Raw genomic sequence first — 21,394 nt, 5'->3', positions numbered from 1 at the left:
CCTACGTGGTCACGCTTTCGCTACCGCCTCTGGGCCCGTCGCGCACGCCGCCGATAGCGGAATGCTTTTGCCTGTGGCCGCACTCACAAACCGCTCGTACTCTGAGAAGAAGTTCGTTCGGAAGGATGACATCGTGGTCCGGCAGTGGTCAGGTAAGGAGGCCCGCGCCCTTCGCGATGCCAGGCGGATGAGTATCCGGGAGTTCGCGGCACATCTGGGAGTGCACGAGCGCCTCGTATCGAAGTGGGAGGCCGGCGGTGCGCGGGTCCATCCGCGTCCGGTCAATCAAGCCGCCCTCGATACCTCCCTGGCCAGGTCCGACGATGTTGTCCGGGCACGGTTCGCGGCCATGATCGATCAACCCGTAAGCGATCGACCGACCGCGCCCGGATTCGACAGGCGGGCCGATGCCTCGGCCCGCGCCAACTATTCCAGTGACGCGGATCTTTTGGCTCTCATAGACGCCGGTGCGATGAGAGGTGATGCGTTAGCGGCGATTTCGGAGAGGGATCTGATTATGGCGGCTGCCCACGAGGCGAGCGAGCACGCCGGCCAGGCCGAGAGCACCAATGTGGGAGCCACCACCTTGGAACAGCTCGATGCTGATGTCACGCGCATCGCGAACGAATATGTGCACATCCCGCCGGTACCGATGATGGTGGAGATGCTGCGGGTACGACGCCGGGTCTACCGCCTGTTGGAGGGGCATCAGCGCCCCGCCGATACCAGCCATCTGTACCTGCTGGCCGGCACGCTGTCGGGATTGCTCGCCAATGCGAGCACCGACCTCGGCTATCTCGATGCCGCCGGCGAGCAGATCAGGGCGGCCTGGGCCTATTCGGAATTGTGTGGTCACAACGGGTTGCGCGCCTGGACCCGGGGCATGCACGCGCTGATCGAATACTGGTCGGATCGGCCGCGTCGGGGCGTGCTGCTGGCGCAGAGCGGGCAGGAGTTCGCCGAATCCGCCACGGCCAGGGTTCGACTATTGAATATCGAGGCCAGGATCTGGTCCCGGTTGGGCAGTGACGCCGATGCCGATCGCTGCATTCGGGCCGCCGACGATGCCCGCGAGGTGGCCGCCACCGACTCACTGCACGACGAGGTCGGCGGCGTCTTCGGCTTCAACGAGGCCAAGGCCCATTACTACGCGGGCGCGACCTATATCCATCTCGGTCAGGCCGAACCCGCATTGGCCGCGACGCAGCAGGCCATCGAGCTGTATGCGAATGGGCCGTCCGAGCGGCGCTCCTATGGCACCGAGGCGATGGCCCGGGTCGACAGCGCCGCGGCGTATCTGATCAACGGCAGTCTGGACGGTGCGTCCGCCGCCTTGCTTCCGGTGCTCGGCCTAGCTGAGGACAAGCGCATCGCTCAACTGGAGGAACGCCTCATCGGGCTGCGGCGGCGGATCGCCGCTCCGCAGTTCCGCGACGCCGTCGAGGCGCGATTACTCGATGAAAAAATCGAAGAGTTCTGCGGATCCACTGCGGCCAAAGGTATCCCGCCGGGCAACTCGTCGTCTTGAGCCCGGCGGACGCGATGGATCGAACTTCGGCTGCAAGCGATGTCGCCCACCACGGAGCGAGTCGTACGAGCGACCCGTTCGCGGCCCGTCTAGTGTCCGCGCCGAAGGCGCGGCCGTCGAACACAGCCGAGTGGCCGAAGCGCATGGGCCGCAGGCGCGAGTCTCGACGGCACTCGCTAGCGACCTGCTTGCAGGTCGCTCGAAAGGGTCGGACGTGAGATATCAGGGGCCGCGAACCCACAGCGCGAAGGCGGCTGCCATAAGACATAGCGGCGTGGATTAACCGGTTGCCCCGGGATGGCACCATAGGCAAGGTGAGTCCTAGCCATCTACCGCACCATCCGCCGCGCGTGCTGGAGCAATCCACGAAGCTGCAGAACGTCCTCTACGAAATTCGTGGACCGGTGGGCGCGCATGCGGCACGGCTGGAGGCGGAGGGGCATCGCATCCTCAAGCTGAATATCGGCAATCCCGCGCCGTTCGGATTCGAGGCGCCGGATGTGATCATGCGCGACATCATCGCCGCGCTGCCGTATGCCCAGGGCTATTCCGAATCCAAGGGCATCCTCTCGGCCCGGCGCGCCATCGTGACTCGCTATGAGCTGGTCCCGGGCTTTCCCGAACTCGATGTCGACGATGTCTACCTGGGTAACGGCGTGTCCGAGCTGATCACCATCACCATGCAGGCGCTGCTCGACAATGGTGACGAGGTGCTGATCCCGGCGCCGGACTATCCGCTGTGGACCGCCATGACCAGCCTGGCCGGGGGTACCCCGGTGCACTACCTGTGTGACGAATCCAACGGCTGGCAGCCCGATATCTCCGATATCGAATCCAAGATCACCGATAAGACCAAGGCGCTGCTGGTGATCAATCCGAACAACCCGACCGGCGCGGTGTACTCCACCGAGGTGCTGCAGCAGCTGGTCGACCTCGCGCGCAAGCATCAGCTGCTGCTGCTCGCCGACGAGATCTACGACAAGATCCTCTACGACGATGCAAAGCACATTTCGCTGGCGACGCTCGCGCCCGATCTGCTCTGCCTGACCTTCAACGGGCTCTCCAAGGCCTACCGGGTGGCGGGCTACCGCTCGGGCTGGTTGGCGATCACCGGACCCAAGGAGCATGCGGCTGGTTTCCTCGAGGGCATCGATCTGCTCGCCTCGACCAGGCTTTGCCCGAATGTGCCTGCTCAGCATGCGATTCAGGTTGCGCTCGGCGGACACCAGAGCATCGAGGATCTGATCCTGCCCGGTGGGCGACTGCTCGAGCAGCGCGATGTCGCGTGGGAACGGCTGAATATGATCCCGGGCGTTTCCTGTGTGAAGCCGAAGGGTGCGCTCTACGCGTTCCCGAAGTTGGATCCGAACGTCTATGAAATCCACGATGATTCGAAGCTGATCCTGGATCTGCTGTTGCAAGAGAAGATCTTGATGGTGCAGGGCACCGGGTTCAATTGGCCGAATCATGATCATCTGCGGATCGTCACGCTGCCGTGGGCGCGCGATCTCGCGGTGGCCATCGAGCGCTTCGGGAACTTCTTGTCGAGTTACCGGCAGTAGCGGGCTGGGCGGTCTGATCTCCCGCGCCAGCGTGCGCTCGGCTACCGGATCGCCCTGCTTCCGGGGCCAAAACATACCCCGCGTACGGATATTTAAGAGTTTTAGTTACTAGCTAGCGCTAAACGAGACTTTTTGTGTACAGTGTCTCTTGGCACTTCGAGTGCCCGGTCAAGTTGTCTACCCCCCCTGGACAACCTGACCTCGGGTTAGGCTGCCTACCCCCCTGGGCGCCGACCTGCGGGCGGCGGAGACATCCCCCTGCTCTCCGCCGCCCCCTCCCGATTTTCCATTCGGAATCTTTCATGACTGGCCTGTCGGTCGCTGTCGGTCCGTGAATCCGATCTTGAAAATGAAATCCTTTAAGCTCGCACCCTGGACTACAGACGAAAAGGTAGGAGTCCGGTGAGCCATGAGTGATCATCACCATCACCACGACCATTCCGGCCCCATCGCGATCGGCGCGACCGCGGCCCGCGTTGTCGTCGGGCTGCTCGCCGCGATCGGTGTCGTGGTCGTGCTCGCCGCGATCGTGCTGTGGCCGAGCAGCCAGCACATCGATATTCCACTGCCGATGCAGAACGCGGGCGGTGGCGCGGTGCAGACCGAGGCCGGAACCGTGGTGATGCAGGACGTCGGCGCCTGCGGCAGCAGTTCGATCGGCAAGGTGTTCATCGATAAGCCCGAACAGCCGCGTGCCGCGGGCTACACCTGTCAGCGCAGTCTGATCAGCATCGATTCCGGTCCGCACAAGGGCAATCACACCCTGTTCGAAATCGCGCCCGGCCCAGGACAACCCGATCTGCGCGCCGGTGATCACATCCGGATCGTGCGGCAGACCGATCCGAGCGGGATGCCGCTGTACTCGTTCGAGGACTACTCGCGCGGGCTGCCACTGACCCTGATCGTGCTGGCCTTCGTCGTCGTGGTGATCGTGGTGGCGCGCTGGCGCGGGTTGCGGGCGCTGCTCGGGCTGGTTTTCGCCTTCGCGGTGCTCGTGCTGTTCATGCTGCCCGCGCTGTTGGACGGTAAGCCCGCCATTCCCGTCGCGCTGGTTGCGGGTGCGATGATCCTGTATGCCGTGCTGTATCTCGCGCACGGTGTGAATCTGCGCACCAGTTCGGCGCTGCTCGGCACGTTGACCTCGATGATCGTCGCGGCAGTGCTGTCCTGGATCGCCATCGAGATCACCCATCTGACCGGGCTATCCGAGGAACAGAACACCAACGTCGCCACCTACATTCAGCACGTCAGCATTACCGGCCTGCTGCTGGCGGGCTTCATCATCGGTTCGCTCGGTGTGCTCAACGACGTCACCATCACCCAGGCCTCGGCCGCCTTCGAACTCGCCGCCATCGATGAATCCGCCTCGCGTCGCGAGGTTTTCGCCGCAGCCATGCGCGTCGGCCGCGACCACATCGCGAGCACGGTCTACACCCTGGTGTTGGCCTACGCCGGTGGCGCGCTCCCGTTGCTGCTGCTGTTCAGCGTCGCGGGCCGCTCCATCCGCGACGTCCTGACCGGTGACGCGGTCGCGATCGAAATCGCTCGCTCCTCCGTCGGCGGCATCGCGCTGGCGCTTTCGGTCCCGTTGACCACGGCGATCGCTGTAATGCTCGCCCGTCCCTTCGGGCACAAGCCCGAACCCGTTGCGCCGGCACGGCACTCACGTCATGCGAAGACCGCGGCGTCCGGCGCGGCCCGGCGCGCCAGCGGTCCAGCCAAGCGGTCCAGCGGCGCGATGGCCACCGATACGAGAGATACCGGACGCCGACGGATATCGGATCAATCCCGGGACGACGAGTCGGGCACCGGCTCGCACAGGCAGATCACCTGGGACGATCAAACCCCGAATCCCCGGGCGTACGACCGCGATCGCGGCTATCGCGGCACTGAACCACAAGAGCACGAATCCGATTACGACACCGACCCCCGCGGCTACCCCAGGCCGGAACCGCGCGGATACGAAGACCCTTGGGGCGACGACAGCCCAGGGCATAGGAGGTAGCCGCCGCCTTCGCGGGTGACGACTACACGGTGCACACACGCGTTCGCACATGTGGTCGCGACTAAAAGGGGCTGTGCGTTCACGTCGTCGGACCACGCAGGGCGCGGAAACCAGTCCGAACTCAGCGCGGTGCGGGCGGCGGGAAGGGGAAGACCTCGGGCGGAATTGTCGGTACCACAATCGGCGGTAGGCCTGGCACGACAATGGTATTCGGGCCGGGTGTGGGTGCGGCCTCGGATGTTGTCGTGCGGCGCGGGGGCGGAGGGGCGGCCACCGCTTCGCTGGATTCGGTGGTGCTGGCGGGCGCGACGGCGATCTGCGGATCGAGGGTGGTGGTGCGCGGCGGGCTGGTCGGGGAGACGGAGGTAGGACGATCACCGCTCTGCGAATCGCGCGTGAGAACCTGTGGGCCGTAACCGAGTCCGAGTCCGATCGCGGCGACGACGGCTAGTGCGCTGACGGTCAGTACCGCACCATTGATTTCCCGCTTGCCGCGAGGACGTTTGGGCGTTGCGGACAACCAGGCGGGTGAGAGCTCGTCGTCGAGCATCGGATCCGCGGCGGGCGGGTGCCGCTGCGGGGGCTGGATTACCGTACGCACCGGACGCGCCATCAGGGCGGCACCGCGGGTGACCACTGTCTCTGGGCTGTCGGGCACGATGACCGGCACGCCCATCCAGCGTTCGAGCACCTTGGCGATCAGTGGAATTCGCGCACAACCGCCGATCGCGAGCACACCGTGCACCGGACGATCCGAGCGCACGATGACATCGCGCGCCATCCGCGCCGACGATTCGATCGCCAGCATGATGAGGGCTTCGAAATTCTCCTGGGCCAGCAGCACCAGACCTTGTTCGCTCGGCAGCGCTACTGCGGTATTCGAGGACAATTGCTCCTTGGCCTCGCGGCACAGCGCGTCCAGCGCGGCCAGCCCCGCCGAATCCGGCGGATGCGCGATCCGGCCCGAGGCGATCTGCTGTTCGCGGATCAGCGAATCCAGGTAGTCACCACTGATATCGCTGGTCCGTTCGCTGTGACGGATCTCACGGGTCTGGGTGTCGACGACGCTGACCGTAAGACCGGAGCTGCCGAGGTCATACACGACGAGTGAGGAAATACCACGAATATCGCCTGTGGCCTGCGCGAATTCGACCGCTGCGACAATTTCGGGCACCAGTTCGTAATTGGTGAGCTGCTGGCGCGCCAAGGCCGCGCGCAGCGCCTTGGCATGCTGCTCACTGCGGTAGGCGATCGCGGTGGCCGCGATACCCGGCATGGATTCCAGGGTCACGCCGATCGCCTCGGCGGCCAGCTCCTCCACCTGGTGCTCGACGACCGGAATGGTCTGCAGATCGAAGGAATGCGGGGCGATGGGGCCGTGGGGGCTCGCGGTGTGTGGTCGCGCCATTCGGACGGCGCCGGCCCCCACCGAAACTCCCAGAACCGAACTCATCAGCTGCCCATCCCGTTTCACACATCACGACATGCGAGCCTGCGCCGCCCGCCGGTGGATCGGCCCGCCCTCGGGACCCTACCGTCGACGTACGACAGACCCGAAGGCAGGACCTGATCGTCCCGCTGTCGCCCCCGTGTCGCAGGCAACTCTACGGTGTGCCGAGTCCGGCGTACACCCATCCGGCATCTCTCCAGGTGGCACGATTGAGACAGTTCCGTCCGTCGATGATCGACCGTTTGCGAACCACCGGATCGAGGTCTTGCGGACGCAATGCGACGAATTCGTCCCACTCGGTCAGCACCAGCACCACATCGGCGCGATCGCAGGCATCGGTCACCGAGGTCGCGTAGTTCAAGGTGGGGAAGACCCGTCGCGAATTCTCCGCCGCCTTCGGGTCGTACACCGTCACCACCGCGCCATGCAGCTGGATCATCCCGGCCACATTCAGCGCGGGTGAGTCACGCACATCGTCGGATTCGGGTTTGAAGGCCGCGCCGAGCACCGCAACGTTGGCGCCGAGCAGCGATCCGCCGCAAGCCCGCGCGGCCATATCGACCATCTTGGTGCGGCGGCGCATATTGATGTTGTCGACCTCGCGCAGGAAGGCCACCGCGTGATCGGCGCCGAGTTCGCCGGAGCGCGCCATGAACGCGCGGATGTCCTTGGGTAGGCAGCCGCCGCCGAAACCCAGTCCGGCATTGAGGAATCGACGGCCGATGCGCGCGTCGTAGCCGAGAGCGTCGGCCAGCATGGTCACATCCGCGCCGGTCGCCTCGCAGACTTCGGAGACAGCGTTGATGAAGGAAATCTTGGTCGCCAGAAAGGCATTCGCGGAGACCTTGACCAATTCGGCGGTGGCCAGGTCGGTCAGCAGGAACGGTACCTCGGCCGCGATCAGGTCCGCGTAGATCTCGCGCACCAATTCCTCGACCCAGGCCGTGCTTTCACGTTCGCGATCCACACCGAGCACCAGTCGATCCGGGCGCAGCGTGTCCTTCACCGCGAAACCCTCGCGCAGGAACTCCGGATTCCAGGCCACCTCGACCTCGGCGTCGGTGAGCGCGCGGACCCGCGCACCCAATGCGGCGGCGGTTCCGACCGGCACCGTCGACTTTCCGACGATCACCGACGGCCGCTCCAGCAGCGGGGTGAGCGTATCGACCACGGCGTGCACATATTTCAGGTCCGCGGCGTACTCGCCCTTCTTCTGCGGCGTCCCGACCCCGAGGAAATGCACCTGGGCGTGGTCGGCCGCCTCCGCATACGAGGTGGTGAACCGCAGCCGACCGGCATCCAGGTTCCGGCGCAGCACCTCCTCGAGCCCGGGTTCGTAGAACGGCACCACGCCATCGGATAGCTTCGCGACCTTGCCCGGATCGATATCAACGCCGATTACATCGTGTCCGAGTTCGGCCATGCACGCCGCGTGCGTGGCCCCGAGGTACCCGGTTCCGAAGACTGTGCATCGCATGATCGATTGATAGGTCCCGCCGATGGCCGCCCCACGTCAGCGAGGCAAGGGTCTGCGCAACAGCAGATGTACAGGTGGCGACATGAATCGCGGATAGCCCTGCTGACCTGCGCAAACCCTCCGCTGACGGCCCGGTTACGATCGATCTCGTGCGACGCCGGCGCAGCATTCGGGCACGCAGCGCCTGGGCAGTACTCGGCGTTGCGGTGGTGGCGCTGGTCGCTGGTCTGTGGCCGGTTTACGTCCGGCCGCAGGTCGACGTGCCCGCGAAAGCCGATGCGATTCTCGTGCTCGGCGGTGCGCACGATGGGCGCGAGAAGCTGGGGCTGCGGTTGGCGAGCGAGGGCTACGCGCCCCGGGTGCTGTTCTCCGACCCATATGAAAACAGCGCGCTGGTGAATCGAATCTGCCACAGCCGCTATAGCTTTCAGGTCACCTGCTTCGATCCGTCGCCGCGCACCACGCGCGGCGAGGGTCGGGAGCTCGCCGAACTCGCGGCGGCGGAAGGTTGGCGTCGAGTCATCGTCATCACCTTCACGCCGCATATTTCGCGGGCCCGCTACGTCCTCGGGAAATGCTGGGACGGCGAGGTGCTCATGGTGGATCCACGGCCGCGTCTTTCGGTCGCCAGGTGGGCCTACGACTACGTCTATCAGTCCGCTGGATACGTCAAGGCCTTCTTCGAAGACTGCTGACACAACGCAAGTGCAGGCAGGTGGCATCAGTTTGATTTTCGGGCTGAGACAGACGTACATTGCGTCTCATGGGGCCGCAGGACGACCCGATGAAATGACGTAGATCCCTCCGGAGGGCAGATGGATTACGACTGGTCAGCGGCCGATCTGGCCTTTCGCGACGAGGTTCGCGCATTTCTCGACGAGAAGCTGACGCCGCAGCTGCGGCGGGCCGGACGCTTGGCGACGAGCGTGTACCCGGACCATGAGGCGAGCATGCGGTGGCAGCACATCCTGCACGAGCGCGGCTGGGCCGCACCGGCCTGGCCGGTGGAGCACGGCGGCTGCGATTGGAGCCTCACCCAGCACTACATCTTCAATCGCGAGTCGACCCTGGCCGGTGCGCCCTCGCTCTCGCCGATGGGCATCCGGATGGTCGCGCCCGCGATCGTCGCATTCGGCACGCCGGAACAGCAAGCCTTCTATCTGCCGCGCATCCTGACCGGGGAAATCTTCTTCTGCCAGGGCTATTCGGAACCGGAGGCCGGTTCGGACCTGGCCTCGCTGAGCATGACCGCCGTCGATGACGGCGCCGATTTCGTCTGCACCGGCAGCAAGATCTGGACCACCCACGCCACCGAGGCGAATTGGATCTTCTGCCTGGTCCGGACCTCGCGCGAGGGTAAGAAGCAGCAGGGCATCACCTTTCTGCTGATCGATATGACCACGCCGGGCATCCAGATCCGCCCGCTGGTGATGACTTCCGGCGAACAGGTGCAGAACCAGGTCTTCTTCGATAACGTCCGGGTGCCGAAAGCCAATGTGCTCGGTCGCATCGATGACGGCTGGACCGTGGCGAAATATCTGCTCGTGCACGAGCGCGGCGGTGCGGCCGCGCCGATGCTGCAGGTCATGGCCCAGGATGTGGCCACCGCCGCGGCCGGACAGACCGGACCCGACGGCAATCCGCTCATCGACTACGCGGCATTCGCGGCGAAACTCGCCGAGGCTCGAATCCGCACCGAGGTGCTCGAAATCCTGGAGTACCGCACGCTTTCGGCGATGGCGCAGGGCAAGAATCCGGGTCCGGCATCCTCTATGCTCAAGATCCTGGCCACCGAATTGAGTCAGCGGCTCACCGAATTGGCTTTGGAAGCAGCCGGTCCGCGCGGGCGCGTATATCAGCCGCATGCCACCGCGCCAGGTGGGCCGATCGCCGAATTCACCCCGCCCGCTGACGGTTATCACAGCGGCGCGGACTGGCAGGCCGTCGCGCCGCTGCGCTACTTCAACGACAGGGCGGGCTCGATCTATGCGGGCAGCAACGAAATTCAGCGAAATATTCTCGCCAAGGCAGCATTGGGGCTCTGATGGACTTCACCTTCACCGATGAGCAGGAACTGCTCCGCGACGCGGTGGCCGGATTCCTCGGCGCCCGTTACGAATTGGACAAAAGCCGGGGCGCGGCGAAATCCGATGCCGGTTGGCAGCCGAGCGTGTGGCGCGGATTCGCCGAGGAGCTGGGCATTCTGGGCGCCACCCTGCCCGAGCGGGTCGATGGCATGGGTGGTGGGCCGGTCGAGCTGATGATCATCACCGAGGAACTCGGCCGCGCGCTGGTCGTCGAGCCTTATATCGATACTGTGGTGGTCGGCGCTGGGCTGCTGAATCGTTTCGGCGGCGATCGCGCGGATTCGGTACTGCGACAGATCGTTTCCGGTGCGGCGCGGACCGCGTTCGCGGCGCCGGAGCCGAGCTCGGGGCAGACGCTGCACGATGTATCGACCACCGCGCGTCACGATGGTGACGAGTGGGTGCTCGATGGCATCAAGACCGTCGTGACCAGTGCGCCGCTGGCCACGCACCTGCTCATTACCGCGCGCACCGCCGGTGATCGGCGCGATAAGGACGGAATCTCGCTGTTCATGGCCGAATTCGATGCCGCCGATCCGCCCGCCGGTGTCGAGGTGCATTCGTATCGGACGATCGACGACCGGGTCGGCTCCGATATCACCTTCACCGGGTTCCGGTTGCCGGCCGATGCGCTGCTCGGTGCCGAGGGTGCGGCATGGGATGCAATCGATGCAACGGCGGACGAGGCGATCGCCGCGATCGCGTCCGAGGCAGTCGGGTGCATGCGAAAGGTGCTGGCGGACACCGTCGAATACGCCAAACAGCGGCAGCAGTTCGGCCAGCCGATCGGCAGTTTCCAGGTGCTCCAGCATCGCATGGTCGATATGTACATCGAGCTCGAGCAGGCCATTGCCGCGGTGTATCTGGCCGTCTACTCCTTGGGTGCGGCAGCGGCGGACCGAGCGCGTGCGGTTTCGGCCGCGAAGGTCACCATCGGTCGGGCCGCGCGCTTCATCGGCCAGAATGCCGTGCAGCTGCATGGTGCCATGGGTATGACCGAAGAGCTCGCGATCGGCCACTACTTCAAACGCCTGACCGCGATCGAATACGAATTCGGCTCCAGCGACCAGCATCTCGCTCGCTACGTGGCATTGACGAGGCCGTAGCCAGGGCCGGCTGGACGATCTGCGCCAGCACCGCCGCGGTCGACTCGCTCATCTCTACCCCGTCCGGCCAGCGCTGAATCGTAGTCTGGCATCGAGTTCTCCAGTCCCGACCTCCGCGAAGGCATCCTCGCCCTCCTACAAAACGCCCACCCTCCTTCACCGGAAAGTAGCCACCGACTCCCGCTCCTGGATGACTGGTTGTCTTAGCCAGGGCAAGTCCCCGATCGGGATTTGAGCAAGCGGCGCGATGCGGTGCCCCGGCCGCTCAAACGTAGTGAGTACGAGATCGTCTTCATTACCACCGAGGCCCAGAAGGGTTGGACCGGCTGCACGTAACGCAATGGTCGAGGCGTGGGAGACACTTACTCGTGCGCCGGAAGTGCAGTCGGCACGGCTCTATTCGCTGAAGGGCGAGTTGCGCTATGGCAACTATCAGGGACGGACCTTCGAGCGATATCAGTACAAGTTCACCGATGGTGGCCGCCTGTGGTACTTCGTCGAGCCCGCCGAGAAAGGAAGCAAAACCGTAGGGCGTCTCCTGCTCGAACGTTGTCTGACTGGACATCCGAAAGAGACCGAATGACGGGCGCTGTGCTGCCTTGCGCTAGATAGAGATCGGCCCGGGTGCGATCTGCACACCCGGGCCGAGCTTTATCCTGTCAGTTCTTGCGGCCGGGGGCCTTGGCTCCGGATTTGAAGCCGAGGCCGCCGGGCTTGGCGGGCGGGGGTGCCACGGCGGGGGTGCCGTTGCCGTTGGCGGGCTGGTCCGGTTCGTCGGCGGGTTCAGTTGCGGCTTCCTGGGTGGGGGAGGCCGGTTCCGCGGGGGCCGATGGGGCCGGAGTGGCCGTGCCGGGGGCCTTGGGGCCGGGGCGCTTGAAGCCGGACTTCATGGCCAGGCCTTTGGCGGGGACGGACGGCTTGGTCTCGGTGGGCGTCGAGACCGGTTCGGTGGCAGGGGTTTCCGTCGCCGGGGTGGCTTCGGCTGTGGCCGACGCCTCCGGTGCCTTGGCTCCGGGCGCCTTTGCCGCACCCTTCATCGCGAGCCCCTTGCCAGGCGCCTTCGCCGGGCCCTTCATGGCCAGCCCCTTGACCGGCGGCGCAGCCGGTGCCTCAGCGGCAGCCTCAGGGGCCGATGCCTCGGCGGCGGATGCAGCAGCGTCGGGAGTCGCCTTGGCTCCGGGAGCTTTCGCGCCACCCTTCACGCCGAGGCCCTTACCCGGTGCCTTCGCGGGGCCCTTCATCGCGAGACCCTTGACCGGCGCGGCTGGAGCAGCGGCCGTGGTGTCCTCGGCAGGAGCCGGAGTTGCCTTGGCCCCGGGTGCCTTCGCGGCCCCCTTCATACCGAGACCACCACCGGGCGCCTTGGCCGCACCCTTCATACCCAGACCACCGGGCGCCTTGCCGCCCTTCATCGCCAGACCGCCACCGGCCGGAGCCGCCTTCGGTTCGGCGGGCGCTTCGGCCGCGGGTGTCGGTTCGGGTTCGGCGGCAACCGGTTCCGGCTCGGTGGCCTGCTTCGGTTCCTGCACCACGGTCAGGTTCTCGGTGAGCTTCGACGAGTCGACCCGGTCGATGGCATCGAGCATCAACTGCGCGACATCGACGACCTCGACGCCCTGGCCGACCTCGCCGCTGTCCTTGCGCGCGGTGACACCGTCGGTGAGCATGACGCGGCAGAACGGGCAGCCGGTCGCGATCTTGGACGGTTCGTTGCCGCCGTTCAGGGTGGACAGCGCCTCGTCGACGCGATCGATATTGATGCGCTTACCGAGTTGCTCTTCCATCCACATCCGCGCGCCACCGGCACCACAGCACATGGAACGTTCGCCGTGACGCGGCATTTCGACGAGGGTGGACCCGGAGGCCTCCATCAACTCACGCGGTGCGTTGTAGACCTTGTTGTGTCGACCCAGGTAGCACGGGTCGTGGTAGGTGACATTCTGCGATACCGAGGCGACCGGGATCAGCTGCTTGGTACGCACCAGCCGGTTCAACAGCTGGGTGTGGTGCACCACCTCGTAGATGCCGCCGACCTGCGGGTATTCATTGTTCAGCGCGTTGAAGCAGTGCGCGCAGGTGACAACGATCTTCTTGCGCGACTGCTCGACACCGTCGAATACCGAGTTCAACAGCTCGATGTTCTGCTGCGCCAGCTGCTGGAACAGGAATTCGTTACCGGCCCGGCGCGCGGAGTCACCGGTGCAGGTCTCATCGGCGCCGAGCACCATGAACTTCACGCCCGCGGTCGCCAACAGCTCCGCGACGGCCTTGGTGGTGCGCTTGGCGCGATCCTCGTACGCACCCGCGCAGCCGACCCAGAACAGGTACTCGTACCCGTCGAAGGAGGCAATCTCTTCCCCGTTCGGGGCGGACTGGCCGAATACCGGGATCTGGAAGTCGAGTTCGTTGATCCAGTTCAGCCGGTCCTTGGCGTTCTGGCCCCAGGGGTTGCCCTTGTTCTCCAGGTTCTTGAACAAACCGGCCAGCTCGGAGGGGAACTCCGATTCGATCAGCACCTGGTAGCGGCGCATATCGATGATGTGATCGACGTGTTCGATATCGACCGGGCACTGCTCGACACACGCACCACAGGTGGTGCAGCTCCACAGCACCTCCGGGTCGATGATGCCGTTGACATCCTCGCCGCCGACCAGCGGACGCTCCGCCTCGGCCTTGGCCGCCTCGGAGATCTTGGCCAGCTTCGCCTCGTTGGGCTTACCGTCGCCATCGACCAGGCCGACCTCGTCGCCGCCCATATCTTTGCGGCCACCGGCCAGCAGGTACGGGGCCTTGGCGACACCGTGGTCGCGCAGCGACATGATCAGCAGCTTGGGCGACAACGGCTTGCCGGTATTCCAGGCCGGGCACTGCGACTGGCAGCGACCGCATTCGGTGCAGGTGGTGAAGTCCAGCCAGCCCTTCCAGGAGAAGTCCTCGACCCGGCCCGCACCGAAGGTGTCGACGTCCGGGTCGGCGGTCTCCATATCGACCGGCTTGCCCTTGGACATCATCGGCTTCGCGGCGCCCAGTGCGACGCCGCCGTCGTCCTCACGCTTGAAGTAGATATTGAAGAAGGCCGCGAACCGGTGCCAGGCCACACCCCAGTTGATATTGCGACCGACCAGCAGCAGGAAGGTGCTGCCCGAAACCATCTTGATGAACGCGAAGATGGCGACCATCGCCACGCTGGAGGGCAGCAGCTTGGCCACCTGCATGGTGAAGAAGTCGGTCCACGCCTCGGAGTGGCCGTAGGTGGCGATCTTGCCCGCCTTCACCATGACCATGCCGATGCCCTCGATGAATACGATCGCCTCGATGACATAGGCCGGCGCGAACCGGGAACCGCTGAATCGTGACAGTCGCGCGGGCACCCGTGGGTGGTTGAGCTGGCGAATGACGATCAGCACCAGGATGCCGATGACGGTGCCGATGCCGAGCAGTTCGTCCCACAGGTGGTAGATGCCCCAGCCGCCGATGATCGGCCAGTGGAACTCGGGATCGAAGGTCTGCCCGTACGCCTCGAAGTACAGGATGAAACCGCCGAGGAAGCCGATCATCACCAGCCAGTGCGCCCAGCCCACCGTGCGGAATTTGTTCATCCGGGTGTGGGCGAGGAATTCGACGATCATCGTCTTGAAGCGCGGCAAGAATGGTCGCCAACGATCCGGCGCGGGTTGGCCGATCATGATCGCGCGGGTCATTTTGCCGACGCCACCGACGAATGATGCCCAACCCAACAGGCTGAACGCCACACCAATCGTGCCCAGCGTCACTGTCAGGGCATTCATGTCGCGACCTTTCTTTAGAGGCAACACGAGCGTGGGCGGCGGTCGCGCCACCCGGTTGGCTCGTATACTAACTGCAAGTAAGTTACCCACCGGTAACTTACTTGTCTATCGTACGATCGCCGGTTGGCTACTGCCCCTTCTTCCTGGGGCTTGACCCTTTTTTCGCCTGTGATGGATTTCACGAAGATCGCCTAATCCAGGTGCGGTTCGGGCTGCCAACCACCGTAAACAGTGCGCGGTGCCCGCGATGGGGTAAGGACAGGCTTAGTCACGCCGAGATCACAGTATGAGTAACCGATCTCGCATCTTCATGTCGGTTCGATTACGCTCACCACGTTCTGTTTGATGTGCCTGTCTTTCACACTGCTCGGGGAGAATCCGGGGTCCGACCACCTCGGGTTGATGAGCGCTCTCGCGTGTACGGAAGCGGCGCGCGGACAACCCTGATGATGGATTGGAAACTGAATGAATCTCCGCAGCACCACCGCGGCTGCCACGATGGTCATCGGCGCGATGACCATCGGATTCGGAGTTGCTCACGCCGAGCCCGCCCCCGCGGCCGCTCAGCCGATCAGCTACTCCGTCAAGCTCGTGGACAAGACGGTCGTCGCTACGCTCAAGGGGGGGACCTTCGAGCTGACGAAGTCCGACGAGGAATTGAAGGAACCGGACCTCTACACGGTCAAGGACGAACTCGGCAACACCGTCGTCTCGGTTCCGCTCGACGTCAATGTCGACCAGACTCCGGTCGACGTCAAGCCGGTTGTGAAGGACGACGGTAAGGTCCTCGAACTGACCCCTGACCAGGGCGTCAAGGTCGAGCAAAAGGCGAATACGATCAACGCCATCGCCAAGCCGATCGCCTCCCCGGATGAAGACCAGCGGGCAATGAACGAGTTCTCCACTCAGTTCGGCATCGCCACGGCGGTCGGCGGCTTCGTCGGCACCGCCATCGGTGTCGTCGCGGGTGGTGTCATCGGCTGCATCCTCGGCCTGCCATTGCTCGGTGTCGGCTGCATTCCGGCCGCGATCGCGGGCGCGGGTATCGGTGGCATCCTCGGCACGCTCGCCGTCGGTGGTCCGATCCTGACCCTCGCAGGCATCGACCTGGTCAACACCCTGCAGGCGGCACCCGGCACCACCAAGTTCGCCGAGAAGTCGGTGCCGGCCCAGCAGCCCGCTTCGGCTCAGCAGCCCGTGCCGGCTCAGCAGCCGAACTGATCTCGATCGAACTCGACTGGCCCGCTCCCACCTGGAGCGGGCCGGTTGTGTTTCAGGCCTGGTGTTCGCGCAGATCCAAACTGCCGCTGAAAGTTTCCTCGCCCCTGTGCCGCCCGAAGCGGCCGAAGGAACGCTCGGCTATCTCGAACGAACCGTTCTCGCGCACCAGCAGGACCGTGCTCGCCCTGGTCCCGTGCAGCGCGTTGGCGATGAATCTGGCCGAGAGCGTGCGCTCGCGCCGCAGCGGAACTCCGGTGCGCGGCAATAGATCATCGGGCGCCTCGGTGCGATCGGCCAGCACCTCGAAGTAGCGCGACACATTGCCGGGATCCGATTCGACCAACGCGCGCAGGTCGGTGAGACCGCCGCGCACCTTGGGCCAAATGGGTTGCGGCGCTTCGAATGCCGCCGCCGGGCCCGGGGCGACCGAGGTGATGAACCTGCCGTTGGATACGCCGTGGAAACCCGGCGTCAGTTCCTGCGGCGGCAGCGTGCTGCGGTTGGAATGCCACCACAGCGATTCGAGGTCCGAGACCAGCACGTTGTAGCCGTTGTAGTCGTCGGGTGCCGCGGCGACGTCGAGCACATACTTTTCTGGACCCGACAGCTTTTCTGGACCCGACAGCTCGCGGGTTTGCCGGGTGTCGCGCAGGAAATCCATCAACAGCGCCCCGCGGGAACGGGCGTCGCCACGTTCGTCTTTCGGATCGCGCACATTGGTCACAGTGGCGAATCTATTGCGGCCGTTGTCTTCCCGTGTCAACCCGAGCCAGGTGCCCGGCGGATCACCCGCGACCTTGCGCAGCGCCCCGAGATCGCGTCCGGCCAGCAGCCCGGGCACCTCGGGCCACCAGCGCATCGACTCGGTCGGGCGGGAGTAGAACTCGTCGCGATTGGCCGCGACTATCAACCGATACTCCGGATGCACCCGCCAACCGATCAACACCAAACACATGCATTCCAGGATGCCGGAAGGTCGCCGGGCCCCACAGGGCAATGCTGACCTTCGAGCGACCTGCGAGCAGTCGCTAGCGGTGCTCTCGGGCAACGCGACTTCAGTGAATCGGCCCAGGGATAGCAAAAAGGCCGACAGCGTCGCCGCTGTCGGCCTTTTCCGGCGGTCTGGCTAGTTGTTGACCTTCAGCCCCGGATTGTCCGAAAGAACCACGCTGACCGGCTGCGCGAACAGCTGCGGCGCATTGCCGGTGAGGGCGCCGATCAGATTCGGGATCTCGCAGATCGGGAAGTCGGCCACCGACGACGCGCTGGAGATGCCGAGCGCCAACCGGCCAGTGACGATCGCACCGCCACTGTCACCGGGCAGTGCGCAGATGTTCGCGGAGAAGGCCTGGGTGAGCTCCCGGTCGCCGACCTGCACGGTCTGGTCCACCGCGTTCACGATGCCGCAGCTGAAGCCGGTGCGCGCACCGGACTTGCAGACCGGAGCGCCGACCACCGGAACGGCAACGCCGTCGACCGCGACCGGCTGGCCGGGCTGGCGCACGAAGTTGTTGGTGAACCGGTCCTTGGCCTGATCGTTGATCCGGATGATCGAGTAGTCCTGGGCGCCGAGCACCGACTTCTGGAACGTGCCGATCTGCGCACCCGGCCGATCGCCGGCCAGCTCGTAGACGCCGGCCGCATTCCCCGAACCCGCCGACGCGATGTCCGGATTGCAGTGGCCCGCAGTGATATTCACGGTGTTGCCGGCCCGGTCGGTGCCGTTGAAGCCGAGCGAGCAGCGCAGCGACGTCTTCCCGGCGATCGAGGCGAAGCCGTCGCCACCGGCCAGCGGACCGGTCTGCATCGCGCCCGCGACCGGGGTCGTCTGCAACTGCTCACCGGCGACCGGCGGCGCGGTCACGATGACCCGCGAAGGATCGACGAAGTTCGGCATCGGCAGACCGGCCTGCTCGACCCGCACCGCGATGCTGTTGTTGACGGGATCGACCACCACACCACGCACCAGCGCGGAAACGGCCTCGGGCTGCCCCTCCAGCCAGCGCTCGAAGGCGCTCTTCTCGCCGCGCAGCGCCGCCTCGCTCTTGGCGACATTGCGGACCTCGAATCCGGCCGACGTGGCCGCCTGGCGAGCCTCATCGGCACCGGGGCCCTGCGCCAGCGCCACCACGGCCTTGCCACCGTCATCGAGCCACGACCCCGCGAAGACCTGCGGGAACTGGCGCTGCGCCGTGGTGGCGAAGGCCGCGAGCTGCTGGGACAGATCAGCGCGGTGCAGGTACTCCTCGGGGGAGATCTTCAGATCGCGCGCGACCGCGGCGATCAGGTCGGCGGGAAGCGCCGGCTGGTCCGGTTGTGCATTCGCCACTGCCGCTGTTGGACCGAACAGCAGAATCGCCGCCGAAGCGGCGATAACTGATTTTCGGACCCGGGTCTGTCGCGCAGCTGATCGGAACTGACCTATACGTGGCAGGAGCATGCCCATACCTTAAAGTGTCCGGCCGGTTATGCCTACTTATGTCGCGATGTTGTTCGGCCCACTAATCGACCGGCCGCCGGTTCGTCGGAAATACGGTGTCCGACAAGCCCTCTCAGCCAGCGTTCGGACGGGTCCGCAACGCGATGCCGGCGCCGACGCCACCGCCGGCCGATGCGTCGATATCGGCCAGGATCGAGCGAATCGGAATGCCGAGCGTCGCGGTGCCGCCGTACTGCGCGAGCGCGATATTGGCCTCGTTGCAGTCCGGCGCGTCGGCGGCATTGGAACCGCTGGTGATGCCGAGGGCCAGCGTGCCCGAGACGATCGCGCCGCCGCTGTCGCCGCCGAGCGTGCAGGCCGAGCTGGCGAAGCCGCGCACGGTCTTGCTCACACCTTCGGCGGTGTACAGCTGGGTTTCGACCCGATCGGCCACCACGAACCCGCAGGTGAAGGTGGAGGACTGGCCGGACTTGCAGACCGGCGCGCCGGTGACCGGCTCGGCGGTACCGGTGATGGTCAACGTGGTGCCGTTGGAGCCGCGCACCGAGGGCTGGTCCATGCCCGCATTGACCGAGCGCTCGTTGAGCTTGATGACGGAGTAGTCGAGTGCGGTCGGGCCGCCGAGGCTCGCCTTGACGAAGTTGCCGAGCTCGATGCTGTTCGGGATGTCCCTGATATTGGGCAGGTAGACCGCGGCGTGCTGGTCGCCCTTCTCCAGGTTCGGGTCGCAGTGGCCCGCGCTGATGTTGAGCGCGTTACCCGCCGCGTCCACGCTGTTGAAGCCGAACGAGCAGACATCGACGCCGCGCAGCGAGGTGTCCTTCAGTGAGGTCGGCGCGGTGATGTAGGTGTCGCCGCCCATCGGGCGGCGCTCGATCGGGCCGCCGCTATTGGGCGAGAGAATGACCTTGACGTTGGCAATCAGGGTCGGCAGGTTCAGCGCGTGGCCGACCGGGGTATTGGCGACCGACAGCACCAGCTGGCTGTTGAGGAAGTCGACCGCGACGGAGTTGATCGACTGGGAGATTTCCTTGGGCAGCGTGTTGATCCACTGATTCAGCTGCATCAGCGAGTTTTCCAGGCTGTTCGCCGAGATCGGCGCCAGATGGGTCTGGTAGCCGTCGGCTGCGGCGATCTTGGCGGCATCGACCGAGGTGACCGCGACGACCGGCTTACCGTCGGTGCCGAGCCAGGCGCCCGCGTAGGTGTCGGGGCGCTCGCTACGGAACGATTCCGCGTATTCGCTGAGCTCCTGGGCCTTGGCGGAGCGTTCCAGGTACTCCGCGGGCGTCATCTTCAGATCGCGGGAAATGGCCTCGACGAGTTCGGGCGGCAGGTTCTCGGCAGAAAGCTGCCCGGGTGCTGGCGGTTCGGCCGAAGCGGCGGTGGTGACGAGCAGGGGTGCGATGAAAACGGTCGCGGCCAATCCGATCGAGGCTGCCTTGACCGCGGCGCTACGCGCCACCAACTTGCGCATGAAGTCCCTTCGTCGGCACGGGGTGTGCCAGCTACTACACCGGTCAGCCGATCACTTTAAGGCACAAACCCGGGTAGGTCGCTACGAAATCAGCGAGGAGGCGCCATCTCGTACGGAAAAGGCTGCTGCCACGGCAGTTGCGTCCACGTCGGCGGCGTGAACATGGGGAAGCCTGGACGGGTGGTCGTGGTCCGGCTCGACCGGGTCGTGGTCGGCGGTGTCGTCGTGGGCGTGGTGGTAGGTGGTGTGGTGGTCGGCGGCTCGGTGGTCTCCGGTTCGCTGCTGGTGATGACGACGGGCGGTTCGGTGGTCGGCGCCGGCGTGGTTTCCGGCACGGTCGGTAGGTCCACCGGCGGCTGCGGGGTCGGGCTCGTCGAGACCTGATCGGATTTGGCGTCGCGCACCGGCGGCACCGGGGTAGAGCCGGGATCACCGAACAGGACGGCGACGCCGATGCCGCCGAGTATCAGGCCGATGCCGACCGCGACCGCGATCAGCAGCGGCGTGCCGCGATCTTTCTTCGGGGTCGCGGCCGGGGGCGGCGCCGGGGTGGTCGCCTCGACCGCGGTCGCCGCGGCCAGCGGTGCCGCGACCGGCATCGCCGCCGAATAGGCCTGCGGCTGGACCTCGGGCGTCGGCACCGCCGGGATGACGTCGGTGACCACGGTCGAGTTCTCGGCATTGCTCGGATCCGGCGGGGTCGCGCCCGCCGGGGTCGCCAATACCGCGGCCAGTGCGGCGCGCGCGGCGTCGTAGGCGTAGGCCAATTCCGGTGCGACGGTATCGCTGCCGGGGAGGTCGCCCTCGCTGACCAGCAATACCGACTTCAGGCCCAGGTAGTCCAATGCGTCGCGGAGCGAGAGAACATACTCCGACGGCCAGCCCGCGGGGTAGGTCGCGTAGAACTCGGCGGCACCGTTGAGATGTTCGGCGGTCAGATTGATCAGGCAGAACAGTGCGGTCGCGACCAGATCCTCGGCCCGGTAGGCCTCGCCGTCGTCGACCGAGATACCGGCCGGATCGCCGACCGAGGACGCGAAACCAGTGATCGAATGCGTATGACCGGCCGGGGCCGGTCCGCCGAGAACGGTGTCGCCGTCATCGGACATGTGCAGGATCGACTCGCGGACGATGAACGTCGGTTCGTCGTTATCGGTGACGATGGCCGCTGTGCAGTTGTCCTCGGCGATGCGCAGGCCCACCCCAGTGGCCATCCTCAATACCTCGCTTCGGCGTCACGGATCGGGCCGCGC

General features: G+C 65.5%; 14 protein-coding genes and 1 pseudogene. 8 read left to right on the top strand and 7 right to left on the bottom strand.

Features of this window, described 5'->3' with window-relative positions; translation table 11 throughout:
* Positions 1-133 precede the first annotated feature (133 nt).
* From AB0J47_RS34420 to AB0J47_RS34410, 3 genes and pseudogenes are all read left to right on the top strand, one after another.
* Complete coding sequence (locus tag AB0J47_RS34420) at positions 134-1,528, top strand: helix-turn-helix transcriptional regulator (protein WP_364355965.1); 1,395 nt, start codon at positions 134-136, stop codon at positions 1,526-1,528.
* A 305-nt stretch (positions 1,529-1,833) separates the two neighbouring features.
* Positions 1,834-3,090, top strand: coding sequence for a pyridoxal phosphate-dependent aminotransferase (locus AB0J47_RS34415; protein ID WP_364356100.1), 1,257 nt, complete (start codon positions 1,834-1,836; stop codon positions 3,088-3,090).
* 409 nt (positions 3,091-3,499) lie between these two features.
* Positions 3,500-4,714: pseudogene (locus tag AB0J47_RS34410) on the top strand (YibE/F family protein); the annotation flags it as partial.
* Between the two features lie 502 nt (positions 4,715-5,216).
* Here the strand turns inward: AB0J47_RS34410 and AB0J47_RS34405 are convergent.
* Positions 5,217-6,548, bottom strand: a complete 1,332-nt coding sequence (locus AB0J47_RS34405; RefSeq protein WP_364355962.1) for an Hsp70 family protein — start codon at positions 6,546-6,548, stop codon at positions 5,217-5,219.
* 151 nt (positions 6,549-6,699) lie between these two features.
* Positions 6,700-8,022: a UDP-glucose/GDP-mannose dehydrogenase family protein gene (locus AB0J47_RS34400; RefSeq protein ID WP_364355959.1), complete on the bottom strand. Its 1,323-nt coding sequence runs from the start codon at positions 8,020-8,022 to the stop codon at positions 6,700-6,702.
* Positions 8,023-8,171: 149 nt separating this feature from the next.
* On the opposite strand from AB0J47_RS34400, the gene AB0J47_RS34395 reads away from it, so the two are divergent.
* From AB0J47_RS34395 to AB0J47_RS34380, 4 genes are all read left to right on the top strand, one after another.
* Positions 8,172-8,717, top strand: a complete 546-nt coding sequence (locus tag AB0J47_RS34395) for a YdcF family protein (protein ID WP_364355956.1) — start codon at positions 8,172-8,174, stop codon at positions 8,715-8,717.
* Between the two features lie 120 nt (positions 8,718-8,837).
* A complete protein-coding gene (locus tag AB0J47_RS34390; RefSeq protein ID WP_364355953.1) occupies positions 8,838-10,067 on the top strand; it encodes an acyl-CoA dehydrogenase family protein in 1,230 nt (409 codons plus the stop codon).
* On the top strand, positions 10,067-11,215 hold the full coding sequence (locus AB0J47_RS34385) for an acyl-CoA dehydrogenase family protein (RefSeq protein WP_364355950.1): 1,149 nt from the start codon (positions 10,067-10,069) through the stop codon (positions 11,213-11,215). The genes AB0J47_RS34390 and AB0J47_RS34385 overlap by 1 nt, the downstream gene beginning before the upstream one ends.
* 340 nt (positions 11,216-11,555) lie before the next feature.
* Positions 11,556-11,798, top strand: a complete 243-nt coding sequence (locus tag AB0J47_RS34380) for a hypothetical protein (RefSeq protein ID WP_364355947.1) — start codon at positions 11,556-11,558, stop codon at positions 11,796-11,798.
* 76 nt (positions 11,799-11,874) lie between these two features.
* On the opposite strand, the gene AB0J47_RS34375 is transcribed toward AB0J47_RS34380, so the two are convergent.
* The gene (locus AB0J47_RS34375) at positions 11,875-15,003 is read right to left on the bottom strand and encodes a (Fe-S)-binding protein (protein WP_364355944.1); all 3,129 of its coding nucleotides are present in this window, start codon (positions 15,001-15,003) and stop codon (positions 11,875-11,877) included.
* A 465-nt stretch (positions 15,004-15,468) separates the two neighbouring features.
* On the opposite strand from AB0J47_RS34375, the gene AB0J47_RS34370 reads away from it, so the two are divergent.
* Complete coding sequence (locus AB0J47_RS34370) at positions 15,469-16,224, top strand: hypothetical protein (protein WP_364355941.1); 756 nt, start codon at positions 15,469-15,471, stop codon at positions 16,222-16,224.
* Between the two features lie 52 nt (positions 16,225-16,276).
* On the opposite strand, the gene AB0J47_RS34365 is transcribed toward AB0J47_RS34370, so the two are convergent.
* The 4 genes from AB0J47_RS34365 to AB0J47_RS34350 form a co-directional block, all read right to left on the bottom strand.
* Complete coding sequence (locus AB0J47_RS34365) at positions 16,277-17,179, bottom strand: NRDE family protein (RefSeq protein WP_364355939.1); 903 nt, start codon at positions 17,177-17,179, stop codon at positions 16,277-16,279.
* Positions 17,180-17,350: 171 nt separating this feature from the next.
* Positions 17,351-18,664: a S1 family peptidase gene (locus tag AB0J47_RS34360; protein ID WP_364355936.1), complete on the bottom strand. Its 1,314-nt coding sequence runs from the start codon at positions 18,662-18,664 to the stop codon at positions 17,351-17,353.
* Positions 18,665-18,776: 112 nt separating this feature from the next.
* A complete protein-coding gene (locus AB0J47_RS34355) occupies positions 18,777-20,141 on the bottom strand; it encodes a S1 family peptidase (protein ID WP_364355933.1) in 1,365 nt (454 codons plus the stop codon).
* Between the two features lie 89 nt (positions 20,142-20,230).
* On the bottom strand, positions 20,231-21,355 hold the full coding sequence (locus AB0J47_RS34350; protein ID WP_364355930.1) for a hypothetical protein: 1,125 nt from the start codon (positions 21,353-21,355) through the stop codon (positions 20,231-20,233).
* Between the last annotated feature and the right edge of the window lie 39 nt (positions 21,356-21,394).

It is taken from the genome of Nocardia sp. NPDC049737, assembly GCF_040674755.1.
Taxonomy (GTDB): domain Bacteria; phylum Actinomycetota; class Actinomycetes; order Mycobacteriales; family Mycobacteriaceae; genus Nocardia.
Note: the sequence above shows the minus strand (reverse complement) of the source record. Positions and strands in the feature narration are given on the sequence as shown.

Coding starts and splice junctions, on each gene's coding strand:
- AB0J47_RS34405 (WP_364355962.1), bottom strand. CDS start 6,548: ATGAGTTCGGTTCTGGGAGTTTCGGTGGGGGCCGGCGCCGTCCGAATG.
- AB0J47_RS34400 (WP_364355959.1), bottom strand. CDS start 8,022: ATGCGATGCACAGTCTTCGGAACCGGGTACCTCGGGGCCACGCACGCG.
- AB0J47_RS34390 (WP_364355953.1), top strand. CDS start 8,838: ATGGATTACGACTGGTCAGCGGCCGATCTGGCCTTTCGCGACGAGGTT.
- AB0J47_RS34385 (WP_364355950.1), top strand. CDS start 10,067: ATGGACTTCACCTTCACCGATGAGCAGGAACTGCTCCGCGACGCGGTG.
- AB0J47_RS34380 (WP_364355947.1), top strand. CDS start 11,556: ATGGTCGAGGCGTGGGAGACACTTACTCGTGCGCCGGAAGTGCAGTCG.
- AB0J47_RS34375 (WP_364355944.1), bottom strand. CDS start 15,003: ATGAATGCCCTGACAGTGACGCTGGGCACGATTGGTGTGGCGTTCAGC.
- AB0J47_RS34370 (WP_364355941.1), top strand. CDS start 15,469: ATGAATCTCCGCAGCACCACCGCGGCTGCCACGATGGTCATCGGCGCG.
- AB0J47_RS34365 (WP_364355939.1), bottom strand. CDS start 17,179: ATGTGTTTGGTGTTGATCGGTTGGCGGGTGCATCCGGAGTATCGGTTG.
- AB0J47_RS34360 (WP_364355936.1), bottom strand. CDS start 18,664: ATGCTCCTGCCACGTATAGGTCAGTTCCGATCAGCTGCGCGACAGACC.
- AB0J47_RS34355 (WP_364355933.1), bottom strand. CDS start 20,141: ATGCGCAAGTTGGTGGCGCGTAGCGCCGCGGTCAAGGCAGCCTCGATC.
- AB0J47_RS34350 (WP_364355930.1), bottom strand. CDS start 21,355: ATGGCCACTGGGGTGGGCCTGCGCATCGCCGAGGACAACTGCACAGCG.